Origin of the sequence: Acinetobacter sp. PFS20, assembly GCF_052261015.1 — a bacterium.
Taxonomy (GTDB): Bacteria; Pseudomonadota; Gammaproteobacteria; order Pseudomonadales; family Moraxellaceae; genus Acinetobacter.
Genome location: NZ_JBPVZE010000001.1, coordinates 3552523 through 3576324 on the forward strand (window position 1 = coordinate 3552523; position 23802 = coordinate 3576324).

General features: G+C 39.4%; 24 protein-coding genes. 10 read left to right on the forward strand and 14 right to left on the reverse strand.

Features of this window, described 5'->3' with window-relative positions; translation table 11 throughout:
• Positions 1 to 40: 40 nt before the first annotated feature.
• Together ACS125_RS16840 and ACS125_RS16845 are read right to left on the reverse strand one after the other, a co-directional pair.
• Positions 41 to 313 (reverse strand): YeaC family protein, encoded by a 273-nt coding sequence (locus ACS125_RS16840; RefSeq protein WP_004791223.1) that lies wholly within the window; start codon positions 311 to 313, stop codon positions 41 to 43.
• Positions 310 to 1218: an NAD(+) kinase gene (locus tag ACS125_RS16845; protein ID WP_003650688.1), complete on the reverse strand. Its 909-nt coding sequence runs from the start codon at positions 1216 to 1218 to the stop codon at positions 310 to 312. Before ACS125_RS16845 ends, ACS125_RS16840 begins: the two co-directional genes overlap by 4 nt.
• Before the next feature lie 185 nt (positions 1219 to 1403).
• On the opposite strand from ACS125_RS16845, the gene mrcB reads away from it, so the two are divergent.
• The gene (gene mrcB / locus ACS125_RS16850) at positions 1404 to 3800 is read left to right on the forward strand and encodes a penicillin-binding protein 1B (RefSeq protein WP_004791219.1); all 2397 of its coding nucleotides are present in this window, start codon (positions 1404 to 1406) and stop codon (positions 3798 to 3800) included.
• A 21-nt stretch (positions 3801 to 3821) separates the two neighbouring features.
• Positions 3822 to 4370 carry a tetratricopeptide repeat protein gene (locus ACS125_RS16855; RefSeq protein WP_191899952.1) on the forward strand — a complete coding sequence of 183 codons (549 nt, stop codon included), beginning with the start codon at positions 3822 to 3824 and terminating at the stop codon, positions 4368 to 4370.
• Positions 4371 to 4392: 22 nt separating this feature from the next.
• Here the strand turns inward: ACS125_RS16855 and ACS125_RS16860 are convergent, their stop codons facing one another.
• Positions 4393 to 5295 carry an NUDIX domain-containing protein gene (locus ACS125_RS16860; RefSeq protein WP_443273472.1) on the reverse strand — a complete coding sequence of 301 codons (903 nt, stop codon included), beginning with the start codon at positions 5293 to 5295 and terminating at the stop codon, positions 4393 to 4395.
• A 136-nt stretch (positions 5296 to 5431) separates the two neighbouring features.
• Between ACS125_RS16860 and hemP the strand changes: the two genes are divergently transcribed.
• Positions 5432 to 5602 carry a hemin uptake protein HemP gene (hemP, locus tag ACS125_RS16865; protein ID WP_004643472.1) on the forward strand — a complete coding sequence of 57 codons (171 nt, stop codon included), beginning with the start codon at positions 5432 to 5434 and terminating at the stop codon, positions 5600 to 5602.
• A 72-nt stretch (positions 5603 to 5674) separates the two neighbouring features.
• Here the strand turns inward: hemP and ACS125_RS16870 are convergent, their stop codons facing one another.
• The 4 genes from ACS125_RS16870 to ACS125_RS16885 all read right to left on the reverse strand — a co-directional run bounded on the left by ACS125_RS16870 (position 5675) and on the right by ACS125_RS16885 (position 9979).
• Positions 5675 to 7015: a sensor histidine kinase gene (locus ACS125_RS16870; RefSeq protein ID WP_443273474.1), complete on the reverse strand. Its 1341-nt coding sequence runs from the start codon at positions 7013 to 7015 to the stop codon at positions 5675 to 5677.
• Complete coding sequence (locus ACS125_RS16875; protein ID WP_443273476.1) at positions 7012 to 7674, reverse strand: response regulator transcription factor; 663 nt, start codon at positions 7672 to 7674, stop codon at positions 7012 to 7014. The genes ACS125_RS16870 and ACS125_RS16875 overlap by 4 nt, the downstream gene beginning before the upstream one ends.
• A gap of 107 nt (positions 7675 to 7781) precedes the next feature.
• Positions 7782 to 8141 carry a NirD/YgiW/YdeI family stress tolerance protein gene (locus ACS125_RS16880; RefSeq protein WP_443273478.1) on the reverse strand — a complete coding sequence of 120 codons (360 nt, stop codon included), beginning with the start codon at positions 8139 to 8141 and terminating at the stop codon, positions 7782 to 7784.
• An 80-nt stretch (positions 8142 to 8221) separates the two neighbouring features.
• Entirely contained in the window at positions 8222 to 9979 is a 1758-nt protein-coding gene (locus ACS125_RS16885; protein WP_443273480.1) for a GspE/PulE family protein, read from the reverse strand.
• 289 nt (positions 9980 to 10268) lie between these two features.
• On the opposite strand from ACS125_RS16885, the gene ACS125_RS16890 reads away from it, so the two are divergent.
• Positions 10269 to 11540 (forward strand): MgtC/SapB family protein, encoded by a 1272-nt coding sequence (locus ACS125_RS16890; RefSeq protein WP_174732431.1) that lies wholly within the window; start codon positions 10269 to 10271, stop codon positions 11538 to 11540.
• A gap of 6 nt (positions 11541 to 11546) precedes the next feature.
• On the opposite strand, the gene tsaA is transcribed toward ACS125_RS16890, so the two are convergent.
• Positions 11547 to 12281, reverse strand: coding sequence for a tRNA (N6-threonylcarbamoyladenosine(37)-N6)-methyltransferase TrmO (tsaA, locus tag ACS125_RS16895; RefSeq protein WP_440202310.1), 735 nt, complete (start codon positions 12279 to 12281; stop codon positions 11547 to 11549).
• Positions 12282 to 12382: 101 nt separating this feature from the next.
• Between tsaA and ACS125_RS16900 the strand changes: the two genes are divergently transcribed.
• Positions 12383 to 13162, forward strand: coding sequence for a ferredoxin--NADP reductase (locus tag ACS125_RS16900; protein WP_174732427.1), 780 nt, complete (start codon positions 12383 to 12385; stop codon positions 13160 to 13162).
• 55 nt (positions 13163 to 13217) lie between these two features.
• Here the strand turns inward: ACS125_RS16900 and ACS125_RS16905 are convergent, their stop codons facing one another.
• A complete protein-coding gene (locus ACS125_RS16905; protein WP_443273483.1) occupies positions 13218 to 14087 on the reverse strand; it encodes a PhzF family phenazine biosynthesis protein in 870 nt (289 codons plus the stop codon).
• A gap of 229 nt (positions 14088 to 14316) precedes the next feature.
• Between ACS125_RS16905 and ACS125_RS16910 the strand changes: the two genes are divergently transcribed.
• The 4 genes from ACS125_RS16910 to abeS all read left to right on the forward strand — a co-directional run bounded on the left by ACS125_RS16910 (position 14317) and on the right by abeS (position 18040).
• Complete coding sequence (locus ACS125_RS16910) at positions 14317 to 15783, forward strand: aminotransferase-like domain-containing protein (RefSeq protein WP_443274016.1); 1467 nt, start codon at positions 14317 to 14319, stop codon at positions 15781 to 15783.
• 56 nt (positions 15784 to 15839) lie between these two features.
• A complete protein-coding gene (gene trhP, locus ACS125_RS16915) occupies positions 15840 to 17210 on the forward strand; it encodes a prephenate-dependent tRNA uridine(34) hydroxylase TrhP (protein WP_443273485.1) in 1371 nt (456 codons plus the stop codon).
• A gap of 2 nt (positions 17211 to 17212) precedes the next feature.
• A complete protein-coding gene (locus tag ACS125_RS16920) occupies positions 17213 to 17476 on the forward strand; it encodes a YfhL family 4Fe-4S dicluster ferredoxin (RefSeq protein WP_151963224.1) in 264 nt (87 codons plus the stop codon).
• 234 nt (positions 17477 to 17710) lie between these two features.
• Entirely contained in the window at positions 17711 to 18040 is a 330-nt protein-coding gene (abeS, locus tag ACS125_RS16925; RefSeq protein WP_004791191.1) for a multidrug efflux SMR transporter AbeS, read from the forward strand.
• 75 nt (positions 18041 to 18115) lie between these two features.
• On the opposite strand, the gene ACS125_RS16930 is transcribed toward abeS, so the two are convergent.
• The 5 genes from ACS125_RS16930 to ACS125_RS16950 form a co-directional block, all read right to left on the reverse strand.
• The gene (locus tag ACS125_RS16930) at positions 18116 to 18892 is read right to left on the reverse strand and encodes an ABC transporter ATP-binding protein (protein WP_004791189.1); all 777 of its coding nucleotides are present in this window, start codon (positions 18890 to 18892) and stop codon (positions 18116 to 18118) included.
• Between the two features lie 9 nt (positions 18893 to 18901).
• Complete coding sequence (locus tag ACS125_RS16935) at positions 18902 to 19615, reverse strand: ABC transporter permease (RefSeq protein ID WP_174729584.1); 714 nt, start codon at positions 19613 to 19615, stop codon at positions 18902 to 18904.
• Positions 19612 to 20301: an ABC transporter permease gene (locus ACS125_RS16940; RefSeq protein ID WP_013197222.1), complete on the reverse strand. Its 690-nt coding sequence runs from the start codon at positions 20299 to 20301 to the stop codon at positions 19612 to 19614. The genes ACS125_RS16935 and ACS125_RS16940 overlap by 4 nt, the downstream gene beginning before the upstream one ends.
• Positions 20302 to 20392: 91 nt before the next feature.
• Positions 20393 to 21178 carry an ABC transporter substrate-binding protein gene (locus ACS125_RS16945; protein WP_443273489.1) on the reverse strand — a complete coding sequence of 262 codons (786 nt, stop codon included), beginning with the start codon at positions 21176 to 21178 and terminating at the stop codon, positions 20393 to 20395.
• 173 nt (positions 21179 to 21351) lie between these two features.
• On the reverse strand, positions 21352 to 22380 hold the full coding sequence (locus ACS125_RS16950) for a LysR substrate-binding domain-containing protein (RefSeq protein WP_443273491.1): 1029 nt from the start codon (positions 22378 to 22380) through the stop codon (positions 21352 to 21354).
• A 200-nt stretch (positions 22381 to 22580) separates the two neighbouring features.
• Between ACS125_RS16950 and adeF the strand changes: the two genes are divergently transcribed.
• Positions 22581 to 23801, forward strand: coding sequence for a multidrug efflux RND transporter periplasmic adaptor subunit AdeF (gene adeF / locus ACS125_RS16955; RefSeq protein ID WP_443273493.1), 1221 nt, complete (start codon positions 22581 to 22583; stop codon positions 23799 to 23801).
• The last annotated feature ends 1 nt before the right edge of the window (position 23802 follow it).

The following is a 23802-nucleotide window of genomic DNA, read 5'->3' on the forward strand; positions in this document are numbered from 1 at the left end:
AATGCTAATACGATTTATTTTTTTATTCTAAAATGCTGTTTTAAACAAAACGAATTGGTTTAAATTCTGGCTCATGTTTGTGATGATCATCTTCACAAACCTCACCCTCTTCTTTCGTACCGCGGTCAATATAACCACTACGCTGCTCTTCTGGTAAGTTCTTTAGCTCCCAAGCGATTACAGCTTGCATACAAGTTTCACGCTGCTCTTTTGTTAAAACAACGCCATTTGGCCATTTACCAATTTCTACTGCTGTTTTTAAACGCTCTACAATCTCAGGGTTTAAAATAGATAGCATTTGTTCAATATTCATGATTCATCTCTTTGGAAAGATTCAAAATCTTGGTTCCAACCAAGTTTGGTACGGCAGGCCATATAAAAATCATAACCTGGTGGATGCAATAAACTTAGTTTAAATGGATGTTTGCGGATGTGTAAACTATCTCCAACATTGAGCGATATGCTATGTTGACCATCTGCACTCACCATCGGTAACACCCGATTTTCGCGAATAACAATCTTAATTTCGCTTTGTCCACCGACTACGATAGGACGTGATGACAATGTGTGGGGATGCATTGGAACTAATGCAATAGCATCCATACTTGGATGTAAAATTGGTCCACCACCTGACAACGCATACGCTGTTGAACCAGTTGGAGTCGAAACAATTAAACCATCACTATGCTGGCGATAAACATATTGGCCATCAATGTTGAGTTCAAAGTCAATCATGTGGACCGACTTACCCGAATGCAAAACGACATCATTTAAAGCAATGGCATCATAAATGACTTCGCCATTTGTTCGCACTTCCATTTCAAGTAAGAAACGGCGATCAAGTTGAAAATGCCCTTGAAGCACTTGGTCAAGTTTAAAAATCGCTTCTGACGGTTTGATATCGGTTAAAAAACCTAATCGCCCACGGTTGATACCAATAACAGGGGTATTGTAACGAACCAAAGCTCTTGCCGCGTGGAGTAAAGAACCGTCCCCGCCAACTACAATAACTAAATCAGCAACTTCACCTAATAAATGACGGCTTACTATCTGTGCATGATCATAAGGCACTAATTCAGCAGTTTCCTGATCAAAAATGGGGTTTAAGCCTAGGTTCAATAAATGATCATGAATTAAACATAGTGTTTCTACAACTGATGATTTATCTGGTCGACCGATTAACCCGACGTTTCTGAAGGACTTATGTGAAATTTGCACGAATGAGTAAGCTCCGCTGCGATACTTGCCTATAATAACATTAACCTGATTAATTTAAAAAAACATAACTACAAGATGCTGTAAAATTCAATCTAAGTTTTCCAATTATTCACAGTTTTATCATTGCAAATTGATGACAAGCTATCGCATCATTACAGGCATTGTTAGGGTTTTATCTCATTTTTATGAAGTTTGAACGTGGTATCGGTTTCTTTGCACTAATCTTTTCCATTTTGGTCATTGGTGCTTTTATTGCTCTTAGTATCTATCTGATTCGTTTAGATAATATTATCCGTGAAAAATTTGAAGGACAACGGTGGGATATTCCTGCCAAAGTGTTTGCACGACCTCTGGAAATTTATAACAACGCGCCTATTTCCCAAGCAAATTTCACTCAAGAATTGAAGCTACTGGGTTACAAAACTTCAAGTAATTATGACAAGTCTGGAAGTTATGTTGCTCAAGGCAGCAATATGTATATTCACACACGTGGCTTTGACTACGGCGACAGTGTTGAACCTGAACAAGTCTTAGAGTTAAGTTTTGCAAATGATCAAGTTGTTGAAGTTCGAAGTACCAAGCCTTCTTCAACTGGCGTTGCACGCTTAGAACCGTTACTCATTGGAGGAATTTATCCTCAACACAATGAAGACCGTGTACTCATTAAACTGAATAATGTCCCTAAACCACTTATTGAAGCTTTAATTTCTACAGAAGACCGCAATTTTTATCATCATCATGGTATTTCAATTCGCGGTACGGCTCGTGCACTAGTGAGTAATATCACAGGTGGAAAGCGTCAAGGTGGCTCAACCCTGACTCAACAATTAGTTAAAAACTTCTATCTCACACCTGAGCGCACATTAAAACGTAAAGTCAATGAAGCATTAATGGCTTTACTGATCGAACTGCATTACAGCAAAGATGAAATTTTAGAAGCCTATTTAAATGAAGTGAATCTAGGCCAAAACGGTAGCTACTCAATTAATGGCTATGGTTTGGCTTCACAATTTTATTTTGGTTTACCATTACGTGAGCTTAGTGTTGCACAACAAGCTTATTTAGTAGGTTTGGTACAAGGACCTTCTTTATATAATCCTTGGAAAAACCCTGAAGGTGCAAAAAAACGCCGCGATACCGTATTAAATAACATGCGTGTGATGGGTTATTTAACTCAAGCCGAATATGAAGATGAAATTGCACGTCCTTTAAATGTATTAAGTAAACCAAGTTTAGGGCCTGCAAAATTCCCAGACTTTTTAGATATTGTACGTCGTCAATTGCGTACAGAATATCAAGAAAGTGATTTAACCAATCAGGGCTTACGTATTTTTACGACCTTAGACCCAATTACTCAAACTCAAGTTCAAAACGCGTTTAAAGCTTCAGTAGACCGTTTAGCAAACAGCAACCCAGCACGTTTGAAAAACCTGCAAGGTGCTGTACTGATTGCACATCCTGAAAATGGTGAGCTTGTTGCAGCAGTCGGCTCTACACAAGACTTTACTGGTTTTAACCGTGCTTTAGATGCAAAACGCCAAGTCGGTTCTTTATTGAAACCTGTAATTTATTTAAGTGCGATTGAATCTGGACGTTATAACTGGGCAAGCCAAATTGAAGATGCTCCAATCAGTGTTCCTGTAGACGGCGGTAAAAGCTGGACACCTAAAAACTATAGTGGTGGTGGACATGGTGTAGTAAGTCTGAGCGAAGCATTAGCAAACTCATATAACCTTTCTGCTGTACGTTTGGGTCAAGAGTTTGGTTTATCAACATTTAGCAATAATCTAAGAAAGTTTGGTGTTGAATCAACGATTCCTGCCTACCCTTCTATTTTCCTTGGGGCAGTCAATATGTCACCAATGGAAGTGCTCGGAATCTATGAGAACTTCGCTACAGGCGGCTTTAAATATCCAACTCGTGCAATTCGATCTGTGGTAGACGCGAATGGTCGTTTACTTGATCGTTATGGCCTGAATGTTCAACAAACGATTGATCCAGCTGTTGGCTATATCATGAACTATGGTTTACAACAGGTCATGTCTTCGGGTACTGGTCGTTCAGCCTATAGCAGCTTATCTCCAGCTTTAAAATTGGCAGGTAAATCAGGTACGACTAACGATACACGTGACTCATGGTTTGCAGGTTATTCGGGTAACCATGTCGCTGTAGTATGGTTAGGTTTAGATGACAATAAAGTAACTGGTTTAACTGGTTCATCTGGTGCATTGCCAGTATGGACTAACGTGATGAAACAGTTACGTCAAACTCCTGTGAATATACGTCAACCAGACACTGTACAGTGGCAGTGGATTGATCGTGCAACGGGTGATTTATCTGCTCAGGCTTGTGATGGCGCTATGTATATTCCGATGCTAACGCATACGGTTCCACACCGTGCTACGCCATGTGGAGCACCTTATTATCAAGTTGATCCAACATATACGCCACAAAGTGATAACACAACGCCTGACTCTCAGGATGATAATACCGACAGTTATATTCGTGAAAGTGAAAGTCAGATGCAACAAGATCTGTCAAATAACTCACGTGTAATTTCAAGTGGTAGTTATAACAACTAAGCGTAAACAGGAAATTAGGATATGTTGAAGAAAGGTGTTTTTTATATTGGTGCAGTTCTTATGGTCGGCTGTACAACTTTGCCGGATCATTCTGACTCCAAAGAGAAAACACCTACTCCTCCAGTCAAAAAGACGGAAACTCCATCGGGTGTAAAAATTACACCTTATGATCATCCGGAAATTCAACGCAAAAATTTACAGGTGATCGTTCCTCAACAGAAAAAGCCTCAACATTTTAGTGATGATGGAAGTCAGTTACCTGCATTTAAAGTTTTAATGCAGAAAACACAGCAGGCTTATAAAAATCAGCAATGGTCAGAGGCTGAACGCTATGCACTTCAGGCACAGCGTTTAGCACCGCAAGCAGCTGAGACTTATTTATTTCTTGCACTTACTGCAAATCATAAACAGCAATATTCTAATGCTGAGTCTCTTGCCAGACGTGGTTTGAGTTTTGCCCAAAGTCAGGCAATGAAAAAACAGCTTTGGCTAACTATTTTAAAAGCTGGGCAACAACGTAATAACCAAAAAACTGTTCAAGAAGCACAGCAAGCATTAAAAGCGCTCTAGCTTTTAATGCTTTTATGTTTTATTAAAAATTACGAATACCCGCCAAGCCATACGCACCGTGTTGCTGTGCTGTGGCTAAATCATCAGGACTCATACCTCCCAAAGCGAATACGGGAATCTGGCATTTTTCAATCAAGTCAGTTAAACGATCCCACCCTAATGCGCTCGCATCTGGATGGGTCTCTGTCACTTTGACAGGACTTACAAAAACAGCATCACAGCCAATTTGCTGAGCATGCTGTAAAGAAACGGCATCATGACAAGCAGCAATAAAACGTACTCCCACTTCTAAGTCGCCTTTATGCAACCTCATTAATTGGGATTGCTTAAGATGTACTGTTTTTATATGAGTTTTTAACTCAGGTTTTAGCTTGTGCCAAACATCGAAATTCACGATTAATTTTGAAAGCTGATTAGAATCCAAAAGAGCTAATTTTTCTAGATCTACCTGATCAAAACTATCTTTTTCACTACGCCAATATACTAAAGTGTCATCATTTTCGACTGGTGCCAGTGTAGGACTAATTTTAATAAAATGTGGCCAATATAATCTTTTTATGATGTCTTTATTGGCTTTTGGAAAGTTTAAGTGAAGTAATTGTTCACGTGTGTACCATGCCCATGGTTGATGAATAAGATTTAATAGTTCATCAGGCACATAACTATGGAATAAATGTAAATTGACAATAATGTCGTCATATTCATGATGAATATAATCAAATTGATGCCAATCTTTTAAACCAATACCCACTTCTTCATAGATTTCACGGCGACAGGCTTCTTCGGGTGTTTCACCTTGCTCAACCTTCCCCCCCGGAAACTCATGCTTTCCACCTTGATGCTGCTGCTCTTCGCGCCATCCAACTAGTATTTTTCCACGATGGATCAAGATTGCTATAGCGACATCGACGATTGGTTTGGGCATTTTTTTACTCTCTAAAACTTTTCTCAAGTGTAAGCAAATTTTATCATTTTATAAAATCTTAAAAATCTCATTGACAGATCTATTCGATAATGATTATCATTTAAATCGTTCAAGAACATACCACGGAGCACAACAAATGAACGCACCTTTTAGCTTATTTACTCGTAACAATGAAACAGCTCATGCCTTACCAATGTTACATTCTAATAACCTCTTTGCATTAGGCCGTGAAATCCGCATTATGCATGCTGGCGAGGAATATCGTTTACGCCTCACTCGCAACAATCGTCTAATTTTAACTAAATAGAAAATACACTCGCGTTTCAATAATATTCGTGGGAAAACAAAAAATGGATAGCATGGGTAACCATGCTATTTTTTATAATGGAAGATTAACCTCTACCCTCAAACCACCCTGTTCAGCATGCATAAAATGCAATTCACCATTGTGCAATTCAATAATTTTTCGAGTAATTGAAATTCCCAACCCTGAACCTTGTTGCTGAGTGCCTAATACTCGAAAAAAACGCTGCCCTAAACGTTGCAATACCTCATCATCTACACCATTTCCTGTATCTTCTATAGCGACCTTAATTTGCTGTTCGTCCTGACTAATCTCGACATGAATAGAACCTAAAGTCGGACTATAACGAATGGCGTTATCAAATAAATTTCTAAAAGCAATAAACAGTAATTCTTCATTTGCAAAGGTTTTAGTTTCTGTCGATAAGGTATTTGTCTCTATCAACATCTGTTTAGCTTTCGCATCTAAATCTACAGTTTCAATAACTCTTGCCAATAAGTAATTTAAATCGATAACTGTCTTAGGAAGTTCTGGCTGCTCAGCTTCATTCGGTTCCAAACGAGCTAGAAGTAGTAAATTTTCAAGTATCTTTGTACTTCTAGAAACGTCTTCTTGTATACGTTCAAAATCTTGATGTAGCTCCGGAAGATGCTGGTATTTACGCTGTAAAACCTGAAGACGCATTTGTATGGCAGATAACGGAGAACGTAGCTCATGCGAAGCATCTGCGGTAAAACGCTGCTCAGCAACGAGAGCCCTTTGCAATCTTGCAAGTAATTGGTTTAAAGCATCTATAACAGGTTGAATTTCTGTAATGACATCTGGTTCTTGAATCGGTTCTAAATTTGATGCAGTTTTTTGAGCAATACGTTTTGAGAGTAAATTTAGTGCGGCCAATTGATGCTCGGTACGCCAACTTACAATGACCCATTGTAGTAGCCAGAACAACACCATAAGACCACTATATCCGGCAAGTGCTTTGAGTACTTCTTCAATACGTGTACTCATTGGCTGAAAGACTTCAACTTGTAGTTGAGAGTCTTCTTGTTGTGCAGCCAGACTACGCCATAATTGACCATCAAACCAAAAATATGAAAAACCTTCTGACAAGTTACCTTGTTCAAAAAGTTCATGCTGATAGCTATGGGAATGGGTCAATACTTGGCCTGTGTTTAATAACTCATACTGAATATCAAATTCATCACTCAGCTCATCAAACTGTTTCATGGAGTGTCCAGAAAGGTCAGAAACCAGCAAAGTATCTGAAATTTCATCCATAATTTCGTCTTGCACTGACATGTTGTGATAGATTGAAAATATGGTAAGTAAACTTAAAGCTAACAGCCCCACCACAACGCTACTCCACATCGTGGTTTTAACCAGTTGCGACTGCAAAGATGAGCGATTCGATTTCATTTTAAATCTCCCATACGGTAGCCTAGCCCTCGTATGGTTTTAATACTGCTACTTCCAATTTTTTTTCGAAGCTGATAAATAAATACTTCAATCGCGTTACTTTCAATTTCCTCACCCCATGCATAGAGTGCTTCTTCTAATTGATCACGGGTAATAATATGCTCGGGATGTACCATAAGCTTACGTAGTATCTGAAATTCTTTAGCCGTTAAATCGATAGACTTTCCAGCACTTAATACAACTTTTGCTTGTGTGTCGAGTTGCAGATCGCCCCACGTTAAAATTGATTGCTGGCTCAAAGTTTGTTTACGTAATTGAGCGCGGATGCGAGCCGATAACTCTTCTAAACTAAAAGGCTTAACCAAATAATCATTTGCGCCTAAATCTAGCCCCTCTACCCGATCATGAATGCTGTCACGTGCAGTAATAAAAATAACAGGAACATTTTTTTGTTTATGACGGATCATTGTTAAAACTTTTTCACCAGCCAATTGCGGCAGTCCCCGATCAAGCAAAATACAGTCATAGTTATGCTGTTCGATTGCCGTAAGTGCATAGTCCCCTCTTTCAACCCAGTCTACTTGATAACCGTCTAACTCTAACCATGATTGAATGCTTTCAGCTTGAGAGCGATCATCTTCTGCAAGCAAAATTCTCATCTATTTTTCCTGTTATATCCTGATTTGATCTTGCCAAGCCTTTATAAAAAAAGCAAAGCCGCATCATTTAAATGCGGCTAAAAGTAGTAGATCTACAGACTCATGAATTAAAACTGAACTTGATCCACATCAATTTCTACACGTTTTAAAGGTTTATAGTCGATATCTACTTCACCAATTAGAGTGACATTTGTATTTGCTGAAATAGGACGACCCTGCCAAAGTTCATCATCTACATCAATTGTAATGCTACCTGTCTTGTCACGAAATTGATATTTTTCATCACCTAAAGACTTTACAACCTGACCATGTAACTTGACTGGTGTATTATCTTTCGCCGTTAATGCATGCTTAACAGTTGTCAGAGTTGCTGGAGCAATTGCTGCCTGATTCACAGGCGGGTTTGCCATAGCTACACAAGTAACAGTTAGACCTGTAGTCATCAACATTACTTTAAGTATATTCATATTATTACCCTCTGTTTATGGTTCCCTCTTGGGATAAAGCAATTAAATCAAGCATAAATGAGGTGAATCTTAAGAAAAACTTAATTTAATGGTACAACCCGCAATACCTCTTCTAATGTCGTAAGCCCATCAATGACCTTACGAGCACCTGCAATTCTTAAGGGTTCTATACCTTCTTTTTTAGTTTGCGTTCTCAAATCATTTAAGGTCATATGGCTACTAATAAGATGCTTAAGCTCAAGACTGACTGGCATAAATTCATAAATACCAACTCGCCCTTTATAGCCTGTATGACGACATTGTTCACACCCAACTGCCTGATAAACTTTTTCTGGCATTTCCATAATGTAGTCGAATGTTAAATGTTGCCATTCATCCTCATTAATATGAGTGTGTTGCTTGCAGTGTGGACAAAGTTGTCGTACTAAACGTTGAGCTAATACACCTAAAATAGTTGCTGCCGTTAAAAATGGCTGCACACCTAAATCATGCAATCGAGTCAAACTGGACGGCGCATCATTCGTGTGTAAAGTTGATAACACCAAATGACCTGTGAGTGCCGCCTGAATGGCCATATTCGCTGTATCTTGATCACGAATTTCCCCAATCATAATAATGTCTGGGTCTTGTCGCATAAGTGCACGAACACCGTCTGCAAATCCTAGTTCAATTGCATTATTGACCTGCATTTGGTTAAAACTAGGCTCTAACATTTCAATCGGGTCTTCAATGGTACAGACATTAACCTGATCTGTTGCGAGCTGCTTTAAAGAAGAATATAGCGTTGTGGTTTTACCGGAACCTGTTGGCCCCGTGACTAAAATAATCCCATGGCTATTTTTTGTTAATTGCTGCCACTGTTGTAAGAGGCCCTCTTCAAAACCAAGTTGATGAAAAGAACGTACCAACACATCGGGATCAAAAATACGCATGACCAGTTTCTCACCAAACGCTGTTGGTAAGGTTGATAAACGGAGTTCAGTTTCTTGACCTTTAGGTGTCCGTGTTTTTAATCGACCATCTTGCGGTTTACGTTTTTCCGCTACATTTAAACGCCCTAAAATTTTAATTCGGGAAATCACGGCAGTCAGTGTATTTGAAGGCATGTTATAAATAGTGTGCAACACACCATCAATACGGAACCTGACTTTACCATTGTCTTTACGTGGTTCCATATGAATATCACTGGCACTCTGCTCAAATGCAAACTGTAAAATCCAGTCAACCAATTTCACAATATGCTGATCATTTGCATCTGGATTTTGACTATCGCCAAGCTGCAAAAGCGCTTCAACATTTTTAGTATCACGTTCATGAGCTGCATCTTTTTGAGCGGAATTTACCGCACGACTGACCTGATAATATTCGCGCAAATAGCGTTGCAACTGTTCAGGATTAAGTAATACTCGTTCAATTTTTTTAGGCGCTAGACTTCGCTCTAAATTGTTTAGCCAATCTGTTTGAAATGGTTGATCTGTTCCAATCACGATTCGATCGGCATGAATTTCCACAGCTAAAATATGATTGCGAATGGCAAACTCTTGTGACATTACCTGCGTTAAAGCACTAACATCTGCCTTTAAAGGATCTATCACAAATAAAGGAAGTTGAACCCGATCTGCAAACCATAAACACAAGCGGTTTAAACTTAAATGAGCATGTGTGTGCTGCTGATCTTTTAAATTAAAATGTGCAATCCACTGTAATGGGTGCCACTTTAATTGGTCTTTTTGACGGTGACTTGACTGTACCAGTAATTTATCTCGTTCTGTAATACGACCTTCTTGTAATAATTGTTCTAGACACCAATACGTATCTATTTGTACATGTGCATTCATGCGTTATCCCCAATATATTTTTATAATATAGCAGAGATATTTTTGATTTAGCTCGTCACAAAATTGCTAAACTGTACTTTTAAATATTCTTTAACTTCAGATAATTAAACTAATTCTCAACTTAATATTTTTTTGCGTCATAGTTCATATTTATAAAAAAACTGTGTATGTGGTTTTGTCTAAAAAAGGCACTATGCTCATTATAATAAAAAGCATAAACTGAACGTGAATATATGATTTTTAAAACGATTCAAATCGACTTATAACAATAAACCAAAGAGGAAGTAACATGGAGCTTCCAATGACAATGTCATTACAAACAACTTCATTTGAAGAATTCATTACCGTGATTGCTGCGGCGCTCGGTTGTGGCTTATTAATTGGTTTAGAACGTGAGAGAAGTAAGCTTAAACATGAATACAAAACGTTTGCTGGATTTCGATCTTTTGCAATTAGTTCATTATTAGGCGCCATCTGTTTTTTATTCGGCACTGAAATTGGAATTGTAGGCGCTCTCCTTATTGGCGCGATCAGCATTGCCTCTCTCAAAAATCAGCCCAATGACCCCGGTGTGACCACTGAACTTGCCTTTATTATGACTTACTTTATTGGGGCACTTTGCATTTGGAATATATCATTGGCGGCTGGACTTGCCGTAATCATGACGATTATTTTATTGGCTAAACAATCTATGCATGGCATTGCCAGTCAGTGGATTACTGAATCAGAATTACGTGATGGTATTTTCCTACTTGCCTTACTGTTAATAGCGCTGCCTTTAGTACCTAATAAGCCTTTCTGGGGGCCAGTCCTAAATCCACATGTGATTTTAAAATTACTGACTTTAATCTTATTTGTGCAAGCCCTCGCCCATATAGCAAAGCGGCTTTTGTCATCTAAAAATGCTTTATTGCTTTCTTCTTTAGCTTCTGGATTTGTTTCTAGTACAGCGACTATTGCCAGTTTAGGCTTAGAGGTACGCTCAGGCAAAGCCAATGCAACGACAAATGCAGGTGCTGCATTGATGTCTTGCGTTTCAACACTCATTCAAACTTTAATTATTGTGATTGGAATTAGCTTTGCTTGGTTTAAACTGATTATATTTCCTACACTTATTGCATTAGTAGTTTTAGCAATCTGGGCCTTCATTTTATTACGTAAAGCAGAGCCCAGTACAACTTCGCCCGAACTCGACTCAAGAATGTTCAGCTTAAAAGAAGCAATTATTATTGCCAGCACACTCACTCTCATTCAGATTGGAGTATATGGCCTAAGTCTATATTTGGGAGATGCGGGCTTAATCGCTGGAACCCTACTTGGCTCTTTGTTTGAAATACACGCAGCTATTGCGGCAGTCATTGTGCAAGGTGAACCTGATAGCACGCATATGACACCTTTATTAATTGCATTTTTAGGAGGTTTCGCAGTTCATGCCCTTGCCAAAAGTGTGAACTCTGCAATTTCGGGTGGGCTGCACTATGCACTTGCTTTCGTTCCAGCCCAACTCATTCATATGGCTATTTTTATTAGTTTACTTTGGCTCAACATCCATTGGTTTTAAAAATTCCTATTGCGCAAGCGAAGAAGTCTTCACCACATCAACGACAGTAACTACAAATTGATCGACCTTAAAATGAATATCAAAGTCTGAAAATTTCATTTTATAGATTCGTTCAGCGTCTTCTTGGTAGGCAGGCCGAGGATCTAAAGATAAAACTTGCTCAAGCTCATCAATGTACTGTGAATTCATTTCATTATTTTGCAGAAAATATTTTTGCGCTATTAACGCAGCTTCTGACCAAACGACCGACTTCCGTTCAGGTTCTGCATGTGCATAACCACTTTCTGCATCAATAATTGCATCAGAATACTGAATATAAGGTTTGATATCTAAAATTGGAGTGCCATTTAATAAATCACTTCCTGTGATATAGACGCGGACAGCCTTCCCGACTTTTTCCACTTTATTCAGTTTTACAACTGAAAGCCCGATTGGAGATGGTCGATACATGCTACGTGTAGCAAACACCCCAATTTTCTCATTACCGCCTAATCGTGGTGGACGAACCTGTGGACGGAATTTATCTGCACTCTCCTGATTTTTATTGTCATGAAACTGCCAAACTAACCAGAGATGACTGAACTGCTCAATTCCCTCAAATGCTAATAAGTCATTATAAGGTTCTGCCATTTCGATATAAGACTCAATATTTACCAAATTAGGCTGACGTGGAATGCCAAATTTTTCACGATATGGGGAACACATGTGGCCAATTATGGGGAAGGTGACAGAGTTGATCATCACTTTTTCTTATAAACACAATTAAATATATTCAGTTTATCGGGAATGAAATTAGATTAGAATAGCAATCTGTTTTCTTTTAATCGTGATCGAGACCTTTAATGGCTGCTTTTAACGTCGAACGCATTACTCATGTTCATCACTGGAATGACACCCTTTTCAGTTTTAAAACTACACGCGACACTAGCTTACGTTTTAAAAATGGTCAGTTCGTAATGATCGGACTAGAAGTGAATGGCAAACCGTTAATGCGTGCGTATTCGATTGCAAGTGCAAACTACGAAGAAGAGTTAGAATTTTTCTCAATTAAAGTACAAGAAGGTCCTTTAACTTCGATTTTGCAAAAAGTACAAGTTGGTGATGAAATTTTAATTTCTAAAAAACCGACAGGTACATTGGTTCATGATGACCTTTTACCGGGTAAAAACTTGTACCTTTTATCTTCTGGTACTGGGCTTGCACCATTCTTATCAATTATTCGTGACCCAGAAACTTACGAACGCTTTGAAAAAGTAATCGTTGTTCATGGTACACGCTATATTTCTGAGTTAGCTTATCAAGACCTTATCTTGAACGAATTACCAAACCATGAGTTCTTTGAAGAGTTAGGTATTAAAGACAAACTAGTTTACTACCCTACTGTTACTCGTGAGCCTTTCCACACTCAAGGCCGTGTAACCACTGCAATTGAAACTGGTGCTTTATTTGAAAAAATCGGTTTACCACGTTTTAACCGTGAAACTGACCGCGCAATGCTTTGCGGTAGCCCTGCATTCTTAAAAGATGTTGCTGCATTACTTGATCAACACGGTTTAGTTGAATCACCTCGTATGGGTGAAATGGGTGACTACGTAATTGAGCGTGCGTTCGTAGAAAAATAAGATTTTTCTAAATAAAAAACCGAGGCAAAGTCCTCGGTTTTTTATTTCTGTTTTTTTATAAGGTGATACTGCCATTAATACAGGTAACAGCGGTTCCACCCACTAATATTTTATCTTGATACAAATTTAGTTGAAGCTGTCCGTCACGACCTAAAGCCCGCCCTTGTGAAGAAAGAACTACATCATTTTGTGCTGGTAAAATACCATAGTGACGAATGAAAGACGCCACACTGCCATTACCAGTGCCACAAACCGGATCTTCATTTATTCCACAAGCAGGCCCAAATGAGCGAACTTCTATATGTTTTTGCTCATCATTATTTTCATAAAAACCAAAAACTGTCGCGCCCGTAACTTTCATTTCTAAATCATGTTGTTTTAAGGCTGCAAAGTCTGGTTGAGCCGCTAAAACCGCTTGGGCATTCACCGCTTGTAATACAACCCAACGCGCGCCTACATCAACCAATGTGGCATTCCATTGGGTATTAATTTCACATTTTAAAATTTCTACTAATTTCTCAGTGTGCATTGTATCTAATGGTGTAATTTTAGGCTTAGGGAGTTCAAATGAAATATGCCCTGAGTCACTCACGGTAAGCGTTACCAAACCCGCAGCACATTGCTGTACTAGCTTACTGTCTTTAGCTGTCACGAGGCCCGCTTCAAGCAAAGCATAGGCAGTACCAATTGTAGGATGTCCTGCAAATGGCAACTCACTTTGCGGAGTAAAAATTCGAACCTGATAATCCGCTTGCGAATCGGTCGCAGGGAGCACAAATGTCGTTTCAGAAAGATTGGTCCAGTTCGCAATTTCCTGCATCTGTTCAGACGTTAAAGTACTGGCATCCATAATGACTGCGACAGGATTCCCTTTAAATGCTTGTGAAGTAAAAACATCAACTTGTTTAAATGCAACAACAGACATAGACCACTCCTACTGATTTTAAAATTTAAAAATATGGCTTTTAAGTCCTTACCATTTTTTGATCTTACTGATTTATTTTTAATGGTCACAGTATCAGTTAATATGAAAAATAATAGACACAGTTTTTAAGTTTAGATTTGTGTTAAATGAACTAATCAAAGCAATCACAATATTTGAGTTAAATAAAAGATCACTATAAAGTGTGTCCATTGCTTTGGCTTTTTAATGAATTGACATGTACAAATATAAAAAAGTGAGTGATGACCTAACCCTTCAAATTCAGAATGGCAGGCAGCCTATTGGTTCACGCTTACCATCAATTCGCGACTGCGCAAATCATTATCAGGTCAGCATTAACACCGTAAAAGAAGCTTATCGTCAGCTTGAAGACCAAGGTTTAATTTCAGTTCGTCCACAGTCTGGTTACTATGTTTGCCATGCACCTTCAAACTTACTAGAACTCGAAGAACGTTATGTCAGTGAAGAAAAAGTATCTCTTTCAGGAATTAGCTGTTTTCTCGCACAAATTGTTAAAAAGCAGATGGATCCCGACTATGTTAATTTGGCCTTAGCTTGCCCTACAGGAGAAAACTTCTATCCAATTGAACGCTTAAAACGCTTAACTGCTCAAGTTTTACGAACACAGCCAGACATTTTTAAAAACTATACTTTACCGCCCGGCTCTATACGTTTACGCACTCAAATTGCGAGGCGAAGTTTACAACTTGGTATGTTTCTTTCAGCAGATGATATTGTACTCACTCATGGCACGATGGAGGCTTTAAGTCTCGCGATTATGGCAACCACTCAAGCGGGTGACAGCATTGCACTTGAGATCCCTACTTTTCATAACCTATACCCACTCCTTCATAATTTAGGCCGAAAAATTGTAGAAGTGCCGACCTCACCGCATACCGGTATGTGCTTAGATGCTCTTGAAGAACTGTTAAAATCTAAAAGTGTACAAGCCATTTTAACCATTCCAACAGGACACAATCCTCTCGGTTTTAGCATGCCTGAAAGTAACCGTCGTCGCTTGGCAGAGTTAGCTAATCAGTTTCAAATTCCCGTTATTGAAGATGCGATGTATGCCGAATTACAACTCACTGAACCACTCTTACCCAACATTAAGGCGTTTGACCAGAACGGATGGGTACTCGTATGTGGTAGCTATACCAAGACTGTGGCACCCGACTATCGAATTGGTTGGCTAGAAGCTGGACGCTTTCGTAATATTGTGCAGCAAATTAAATTAACAACGACAGTTGCCGAGCCAGCTTTACTTACAGAAACTTTAGGACTTTTCTTAGAAAATGGCGGTTATGACCTACACTTAAGGCATCTTAAAAAACGCTATCAACAACAAATTGACACCATCAAATCTTATATATGTCGTTATTTTCCACTCGGTACTCGAGTCAGTCGTCCGCAAGCGGGATTTATTTTATGGTTAGAGCTGCCTGAATCGATAGATACATTAGAACTTTTTCACCAAGCAATGGACGAAAAAATTTTATGTATGCCGGGAATTCTATGTTCGGCTGATAAACGTTTTAGTCATTGTTTACGTATAGCTGCGTGTTTCGAGCTAAATCCTAAAATGTTAAATGCTTTGATGCGCTTAGGAGAGTTAGCAAAAAATATGCTGCCCATACAAAAAGATATAGGTCAAATCCCTACTAATTCAGTAGGTTGAATCAAAAATGCAGAGTTAATAAAATAAAACCATATATTTTTTATGCCTTTTATTTTATGAAAACCGAACTCCTCTCTCCCGCAGGTTCACTAAAAAACATGCGCTATGCATTTGCCTATGGAGCAGATGCCGTATATGCAGGCCAACCACGTTACAGTTTACGTGTGCGTAATAATGCTTTTGATCATGACAACTTAAAAATTGGGATTGATGAAGCGCATGCTTTAGGTAAAAAGTTTTATGTTGTGGTGAATATCCAACCACATAACAGCAAATTAAAAAACTTTATTCGTGATCTTGAGCCGATTGTAGCTATGCAACCAGACGCTCTTATTATGTCTGACCCAGGCTTAATTATGATGGTGCGTGAGCATTTCCCAGAAGTACAAATTCATCTATCTGTCCAAGCGAACGCCATTAACTGGGCCACTGTTAAATTTTGGAAAAATTACGGTTTAAGCCGTGTGATTTTATCTCGTGAGTTGTCATTAGAAGAAATAGAGGAAATCCAGCAACACGTGCCAGATATTGAACTCGAAGTTTTTGTACATGGCGCACTATGCATGGCCTACTCAGGCCGTTGCCTACTTTCTGGTTATATGAACAAACGTGATGCCAACCAAGGTGCATGTACCAATGCTTGTCGTTGGGACTATAAGTTGCATGAAACTCAAGAAGATGCAAACGGCGATGTAATTCCAGTCACTCAGCTCAACACGTCAGAGAAGTCTTGCTGCTCATCAGCACAATCAGAAACAACCTCGCCTCAAACTTTGCTTGTACAACGTAATGATGAAGAAATGTTTGCTGCCGAAGAAGATGAGCACGGTACCTACTTTATGAACTCTAAAGATTTACGTGCTGTACAGCATGTAGATCGTTTAACCAAGATGGGCATCGCCTCACTGAAAATTGAAGGCCGTACTAAATCCTATTTTTATTGTGCCCGTACTGCTCAAATTTATCGAAAAGCCATTGATGATGCATTAGCAGGTAAACCATTTGACTCAAGCTTAATGGCTCAGCTCGAAGGGTTGGCAAACCGTGGTTACACCGAAGGTTTTTTAAGACGTCATGTCCACAGTGAATATCAAAACTATGCCGATGGTTCATCACATTTTGACTACCAACAATTTTGCGGAGAGGTTTTAGAACGCCACGGCGATTATATTCGCATTGAGGTGAAAAACCGTTTTGTGGTTGGCGACTCACTTGAACTCATGACACCTCAAGGCAACATCACCTTTACCTTAACCGAAATGCGTGATTTAAAAGGTAACCCGATTACAGATGCTAAAGGTTCTGGGCATTTCGTTGAAATTCCACTCTCACAAAATGTTGATATCAGTTATGCCCTACTCGTACGCAATTTGCCGCATGCGAAAGAAAGTATTACTGCATCTACATTGGCTTATTCAGCGAGTTAAACATGGCGCTTTTGATTACCAGTGACTGCATTAACTGTGATATGTGCTTACCTGAATGCCCTAACATCGCCATTTTTGAAGGGAGCAAAGTTTATGAAATTGATCCACTTCGTTGTACCGAGTGTGTAGGCTTTTACGATGCCCCAACATGTAAGGCGGTCTGTCCAATCGATTGCATAAAAACAGACCCTGCGCATATTGAAAATAAAGAGCAACTGCTAGAGAAATTTAAAGGGTTAAATTTACTCGGCGAATCTATTTCTTGAAAGACTATCGAGGATCAGGCTAAAGTCGCAGATCCTCTTAAATGACTATGCAGCTCAATGATTAAATAAATGAATAAATAGCTGAGAACACTTTGCTAGTGATAAAATCAATTTATCAGTTCAGTTTGATTTACTGGTAATTTTGTACCAAAAAAATTAAACAATCGTTAAAACTGCCAAACCATTTCAACATTTCATGTAGATTGATTAAAACTCATTCTGGCGCAGCTCTCCATGTCTTATCTTTATTTAGCAATTGCGATTGCTTGTGAAGTCATTGCAACTTCAGCTTTAAAAGCATCTCAAGGTTTTACTGTTCCCATTCCATCCATCATTACAGTTGTGGGCTATGCAATTGCTTTTTATTTATTGTCCCTTACACTAAAAACGATTCCGATCGGAATTGCATACGCCATTTGGTCGGGCGCGGGTATTATTTTAATTTCTGCAATTGGCTGGATATTTTACAAACAGCATTTAGACTTGGCGGCCTGTATTGGTCTTACTTTGATGATTGCAGGTATTGTGATTATTAATGTGTTTTCTAAAAATACTCATCTATAAAATATAATTAAAAAAGTAACCGAGTAAGATGCAAATCCTTTTTTAAAAAATTTCACCTTACTCGGTATGAGCAGCTTATTTCAAACTGCCAGTCAAAAATTGTTTTAAACGCTCACTTTTCGGATTGTTGAGTACTTCATCAGGATGGCCTTGCTCCTCAATTTTCCCTTGATGCAAGAAAATCACTTGATTAGACACATGACGTGCAAAACCCATTTCATGTGTCACCACAATCATGGTACGGCCTTCTTCAGCCAAACTCTGCATAACCTTGAGTACTTCACCCACCAGCTCCGGATCAAGTGCACTGGTTGGCTCATCAAATAGCATCACTTCCGGTTCCATTGCCAAAGCACGAGCAATCGCTACACGTTGCTGCTGGCCACCAGATAAAAATGCTGGATATTTATTCTCAACGCTTTCAGGCAATCCAACTTTGCGTAGATATTTCCGCGCACGCTCTTCGGCTTCAGCACGCTTCACCCCAAGCACATGAATTGGCCCTTCAATGACATTTTCAAGCACTGTCATGTGTGACCATAAATTAAAGTGCTGAAACACCATCATCAGTTGAGTACGCATTTTTTGTAGTTGCTTGGGATCAACCACTTTTAAATTGCCTTTTTTATCAAAGACTGTGCGTAATTTTTCACCATTGAGTTTAATGGTGCCATTGCTCGGTTGTTCTAAAAAGTTGATACAACGCAGCAAGGTGCTTTTACCTGAACCGGATGAACCAATAATACTAATTACATCGCCAGCATTTGCATCAAGTGATATTCCTTTCAGTACTTCATGATCACCAAATGTTTTGTGTAAATCACGAATCACTAGTTTTGCAACGTGTTCCATTTATGTCTCCTAATGATTCGATGGCTTTAAAAATGCCAACCAACGTTTTTCCAACTTTCGAAATATCCAAATCAAAATGAATGCCAACATCGCATATAACACCGCGGCAATTCCAAAAGCATTGAAGGTGTCATAGGTTGCCGCATTTACATCACGCGCAATTTTCAAAATATCTGGAACAGTGGCTGTAAATGCAATGGTTGTCGCATGCAACATCAAAATGACTTCGTTACCGTAAAATGGCAAAGCACGGCGTAACATCGATGGAATGATAATACGTGTGTAGAGTTTCCATTTTGACATTCCAAAAGCTTGAGCGGCTTCAATCTCGCCATGTGGAATAGAACGAATCGCTCCAGCGAAGATTTCAGTCGTATATGCACCAGTATTGAGCGCGAATGCCAAAATAGTGCAATTTATGCCCTCTCGAAAAAATGCATCGAGTGTTTGATGTTCATGGATATAATCAAAGCTATAAATGCCCGAGTAAATAATTAACAGTTGGATATACAGTGGTGTGCCACGAAAGACATAGGTAAACAGCCAAACTGGACCACGCAACCAAAGATTTTCTGATACTCGTGCAAGTGATAAAGGCACAGCAAGCACAAACCCAATACCAATAGAAAGTACCAATAACCAAGCAGTCATCGCGACACCGGTCATTTGCAGGCCATCGGTCCAAAGGTATGCCTGCCAATACTGTTGAAGGATTTCAATCATAATTGTCCCTTCCTCACACCAGCAGAATAACGACGCTCAAGCCACATTAAAATCAGGTTCGATACGGTGGTAATTGCCAAATAAATCGCAGCAGCCACAATGCTGAAAAAGAACAATTGCATGGTACTTCTACCTGCATCTTGCGTAATTTTTACAATATCAGTCAGGCCAATAATGGAAACAAGTGCGGTTGCCTTAATCAAAACTTGCCAATTATTACCAATACCCGGCAGTGCAAAACGCATCATTTGAGGGAATAAAACACGTCGAAAAACCTGCCAAGGGGTCATACCATAGGCCATTGCTGCTTCAATTTGACCCGTTGGAACCGATTGAAATGCACCACGAAAGGTCTCTGTAAAATATGCACCATAAATGAACGCCAAAGTAATCACACCAGCCACGAATGGGTTGATATCAATCTGGTCCATTTGCAGTGCTTCAGTAATTTGGTTCAAACCTAACTGCAAGCTATAAAATAACAGCAGCATAATTACCAAATCAGGCACACTACGAATGAGCGTGGTATAGGCAGTCGCAATATAGCGTAAAGCTTTAATATTAGAGAGTTTTGAACTCGCACCAATTAAGCCAATAATGACAGAAAGCAAAAGTGACAACAGCGCAAGCTGTATGGTCATCCATGTTCCGCTGAGAAGGAGTGGCCCATAGCCAGATAAAAACATGACTCATCTTCTCCTTAAAAACAATATCTAATATTGATGAGATGAGAATAGATCTAAAAATGTCGGCACTCAGCCGACATTTTTCACATCATTAGTAAATGTTAAAGGAGAAATATTTTTTCTCGAGTTTCTTGTATGTACCATCCGCAATGATTGCTGCGAGAGCTTTATCAATATTGGCTTTCAAATCTGCATCTTCTTTGCGTAAACCAATCGCTGCGCCTACACCCAGTGTTTTTGCATCAACCACATTGCTACCGACAAAAGTAAAGTTTTTGCCTTTTGGTTGTTTTAAGAAAGCACCATCAACCATGATTGCATCTTGTAAAGTTGCATCCAAGCGACCAGACATCATGTCTTGGTAAATCAAGTCTTGAGTTGGATAAGGAACAATGCTCACACCTTTTGGTGACCAATAAGCTTTAGCGTAAGTTTCTTGAATTGTGCCCTGTTGTACCCCTACACGCTTACCTTTCAATGATGCAGCTGTTGGTAATAACGGTGAGCCTTTTTTTGCAACCATACGTGTTGGTGTGTTGTAGATTTTGCTACTAAACAAAATTTGTTTCGCACGTTCATCAGTCACCGTCATTGATGAAAGAATACCGTCAAATTTTTTCGCTTTAAGTGCTGGAATCATCCCATCAAAAGAGTTTTCAACCCAAACACATTTGGCTTTGAGTTTTGCACAAATAGCATTACCCAAATCAACGTCAAAACCAGTTAACTTGCCATCTGGTGTTTTATATTCAAACGGCGCATAAGAGGACTCAGTCCCAAAACGAATCACCTTCCAATCCTTTGCTTGTACATTCGTTGCAACAGCAGCCAAAACTAAAGTTGTTGAAACGAACATTTTTTTCATAAAGCTTGCCATCTTGAAGCTTCTCCTTAAAATCCAAATAAGGTGATAAAAACTTGAGTAATTAAATTACTCTTCTGCCGAAATAATTGCAATTTCTATACCAGTAAATTAAGGATTTATGAAGATGACTAAACAGTGGATTTTATTAACTGATTAAATGTTGAAAAATCACTCAAAATATGAAGCTAATTTTTGAGTGTATAAGCCTCTGCCATATTTTCATTTTCGACCAATGTCCGAATCGTATATTCATGGTTATGTTCTTTGGCACTGGCAAATTCACATTTCTGATCCCATAACATTGAGCAACCACTCAACAATGGACAACCTGCAAATAATTCAGCGACCCAGTCAACAAACACGCGAACTTTAGGCGATAAATGACGGTTTTGCAGATATACGACTGATATTGGCATAGGTGCTGGCAACCATTCAGTGAGTACTTCCTTGAGTGTTCCATCTTCCAGATGTTTAGCTACCATATAATATGGACATTGAATTAAGCCAAACCCCTGTACAGCCAAATCAACATATGAATCACCATCATTGACAGAAACACGCCCTTTCACACCAACGCTATGAATTTCACCATCTACCATAAAATCCCAGTCGATATTGCGTCCGGTACGACTGTTAAAGTAATGCACAACCTGATGTTTTTTTAAGTCCTCAATAATTTTGGGTTCGCCATGCTCTGCCAAATAACGAGGTGCAGCAACCGTCACACACTGAATTGTTCCAATACGACGTGCAACCAAACTTGAATCTTTCAACTGACCAATACGAATGACACAGTCCACCGCATCTTGTACCAAATCGACCGGACGATCACTCATTCCAATCACCAAATCAATATCTGGATAACGTGTATGGAAGTCACAGAGCATTGGAATTAAGATCATACGCCCAATCGAAGCTTTAACATCAATACGCAGTCGGCCTCTTGGTCCACGTTCCGAATCATGAAAATTTGATTCTACGTCTTCGACATCGGCTAAAATTCGCGAAGAACGTTCATAATAAACCGCACCATCTGGTGTCAAACTCAATTTACGGGTAGTTCGGTTTAATAAACGAACCTGTAGATGTTTTTCTAAACCCTGAATGGTTGTAGTCACAGAAGCACGCGGTAGGCCTAAACTGTCAGCCGCTAAACTGAAACTATTTGTTTCGACAACTTTGTTAAATACTCTCATCGCATGAAATAGATCCACACGCACACTCCTATCAATTCATGCATTTTTCATTCAAACACATCAATTGTTATAAAAATACGAATAGTGTTATCAAATTTAATATATTTATTCGTGATTGACAAACTTTTATGCTCCGTCCATCCCATAAACCCTGTTTCTCCCATACGGACCATAATTAAAAGTCTGAAAACAGGTATCCAGATGATTAGGAGCACCTCATGTCATTTTCACGCAAACAGTTCGCACTGTCTGCCATCTTTGTTGCCATTTTAGCAACAGGAGGCAGTTTTATATTTTTACATGAAAATGCCGATGCAAAAGCTGCACCAACAACAGCCCAACAAGCTGCTACTGTTGATATTTCTAATGTCATTAGCAAAACCATTACCGATTGGCAAGAATATTCCGGTCGCTTAGAAGCCATTGATCAAGTCGATATTCGGCCTCAGGTTTCAGGTAAACTCATCGCCGTACATTTCAAAGATGGCAGTCTGGTTAGAAAAGGTGAGTTACTTTTTACCATTGACCCACGTCCTTTCGAAGCAGAACTCAATCGTGCTCAAGCACAACTTGCTTCCGCTGAAGCACAAGTGACTTATACGGGTTCAAATCTTTCTCGTATTCAACGATTAATTCAAAGTAATGCTGTCTCGCGCCAAGAGCTGGATTTAGCAGAAAATGATGCACGCTCAGCCAATGCCAACTTGCAAGCAGCTAGAGCAGCCGTTCAATCTGCACGTTTGAATCTTGAGTACACGCGCATTACTGCACCAGTCAGTGGTCGAATTTCTCGTGCCGAAGTGACTGTGGGCAACGTGGTCTCTGCTGGTAATGGAGCACAGGTTTTAACAAGTTTAGTCTCTGTATCTCGCCTTTATGCATCTTTCGATGTTGATGAACAAACTTACCTCAAATACATCAGTAATCAGCGTAATTCTGCACAAGTTCCTGTCTATATGGGGCTTGCCAATGAAACTGGGTTTTCTCGTGAAGGAGTCATCAACTCAATCGACAATAATCTAGATACGACCTCAGGTACGATTCGCGTTCGCGCGACTTTCGACAATCCAAACGGAGTTTTATTACCGGGTTTATATGCTCGAATTCGTTTAGGTGGTGGTCAACCTCGTTCAGCAATTTTGATTAGTCCAACCGCGGTCGGCGTCGATCAAGATAAACGTTTTGTTGTGGTAGTCGACGCTAAAAATCAGACCGCTTACCGTGAAGTAAAACTTGGCACACAACAAGATGGCTTGCAAATCGTAAATAGCGGATTACAAGCGGGTGATCGTATTGTTGTAAATGGTTTACAGCGGATTCGTCCGGGTGACCCGGTTACCCCGCATCTTGTTCCAATGCCAAATGCACAAATCACTGCGAGCAGCACTACTCCTCAACCTCAGCCAACAGAAAAAACATCAACTCCGGCAAAAGGTTAAT

What these genes read in the sequence shown, in the direction of transcription:
- ACS125_RS16945 (WP_443273489.1), bottom strand. Translation starts at nt 21,178, where the DNA reads ATGGCAAGCTTTATGAAAAAAATGTTCGTTTCAACAACTTTAGTTTTG.
- ACS125_RS16890 (WP_174732431.1), top strand. Translation starts at nt 10,269, where the DNA reads ATGGAGCTTCCAATGACAATGTCATTACAAACAACTTCATTTGAAGAA.
- ACS125_RS16900 (WP_174732427.1), top strand. Translation starts at nt 12,383, where the DNA reads ATGGCTGCTTTTAACGTCGAACGCATTACTCATGTTCATCACTGGAAT.
- abeS (WP_004791191.1), top strand. Translation starts at nt 17,711, where the DNA reads ATGTCTTATCTTTATTTAGCAATTGCGATTGCTTGTGAAGTCATTGCA.
- adeF (WP_443273493.1), top strand. Translation starts at nt 22,581, where the DNA reads ATGTCATTTTCACGCAAACAGTTCGCACTGTCTGCCATCTTTGTTGCC.
- ACS125_RS16880 (WP_443273478.1), bottom strand. Translation starts at nt 8,141, where the DNA reads ATGAATATACTTAAAGTAATGTTGATGACTACAGGTCTAACTGTTACT.
- ACS125_RS16920 (WP_151963224.1), top strand. Translation starts at nt 17,213, where the DNA reads ATGGCGCTTTTGATTACCAGTGACTGCATTAACTGTGATATGTGCTTA.
- ACS125_RS16930 (WP_004791189.1), bottom strand. Translation starts at nt 18,892, where the DNA reads ATGGAACACGTTGCAAAACTAGTGATTCGTGATTTACACAAAACATTT.
- hemP (WP_004643472.1), top strand. Translation starts at nt 5,432, where the DNA reads ATGAACGCACCTTTTAGCTTATTTACTCGTAACAATGAAACAGCTCAT.
- ACS125_RS16885 (WP_443273480.1), bottom strand. Translation starts at nt 9,979, where the DNA reads ATGAATGCACATGTACAAATAGATACGTATTGGTGTCTAGAACAATTA.
- ACS125_RS16855 (WP_191899952.1), top strand. Translation starts at nt 3,822, where the DNA reads ATGTTGAAGAAAGGTGTTTTTTATATTGGTGCAGTTCTTATGGTCGGC.
- mrcB (WP_004791219.1), top strand. Translation starts at nt 1,404, where the DNA reads ATGAAGTTTGAACGTGGTATCGGTTTCTTTGCACTAATCTTTTCCATT.
- tsaA (WP_440202310.1), bottom strand. Translation starts at nt 12,281, where the DNA reads ATGATCAACTCTGTCACCTTCCCCATAATTGGCCACATGTGTTCCCCA.
- ACS125_RS16875 (WP_443273476.1), bottom strand. Translation starts at nt 7,674, where the DNA reads ATGAGAATTTTGCTTGCAGAAGATGATCGCTCTCAAGCTGAAAGCATT.
- ACS125_RS16870 (WP_443273474.1), bottom strand. Translation starts at nt 7,015, where the DNA reads ATGAAATCGAATCGCTCATCTTTGCAGTCGCAACTGGTTAAAACCACG.
- ACS125_RS16840 (WP_004791223.1), bottom strand. Translation starts at nt 313, where the DNA reads ATGAATATTGAACAAATGCTATCTATTTTAAACCCTGAGATTGTAGAG.
- ACS125_RS16940 (WP_013197222.1), bottom strand. Translation starts at nt 20,301, where the DNA reads ATGTTTTTATCTGGCTATGGGCCACTCCTTCTCAGCGGAACATGGATG.
- ACS125_RS16935 (WP_174729584.1), bottom strand. Translation starts at nt 19,615, where the DNA reads ATGATTGAAATCCTTCAACAGTATTGGCAGGCATACCTTTGGACCGAT.
- trhP (WP_443273485.1), top strand. Translation starts at nt 15,840, where the DNA reads ATGAAAACCGAACTCCTCTCTCCCGCAGGTTCACTAAAAAACATGCGC.
- ACS125_RS16860 (WP_443273472.1), bottom strand. Translation starts at nt 5,295, where the DNA reads ATGCCCAAACCAATCGTCGATGTCGCTATAGCAATCTTGATCCATCGT.
- ACS125_RS16905 (WP_443273483.1), bottom strand. Translation starts at nt 14,087, where the DNA reads ATGTCTGTTGTTGCATTTAAACAAGTTGATGTTTTTACTTCACAAGCA.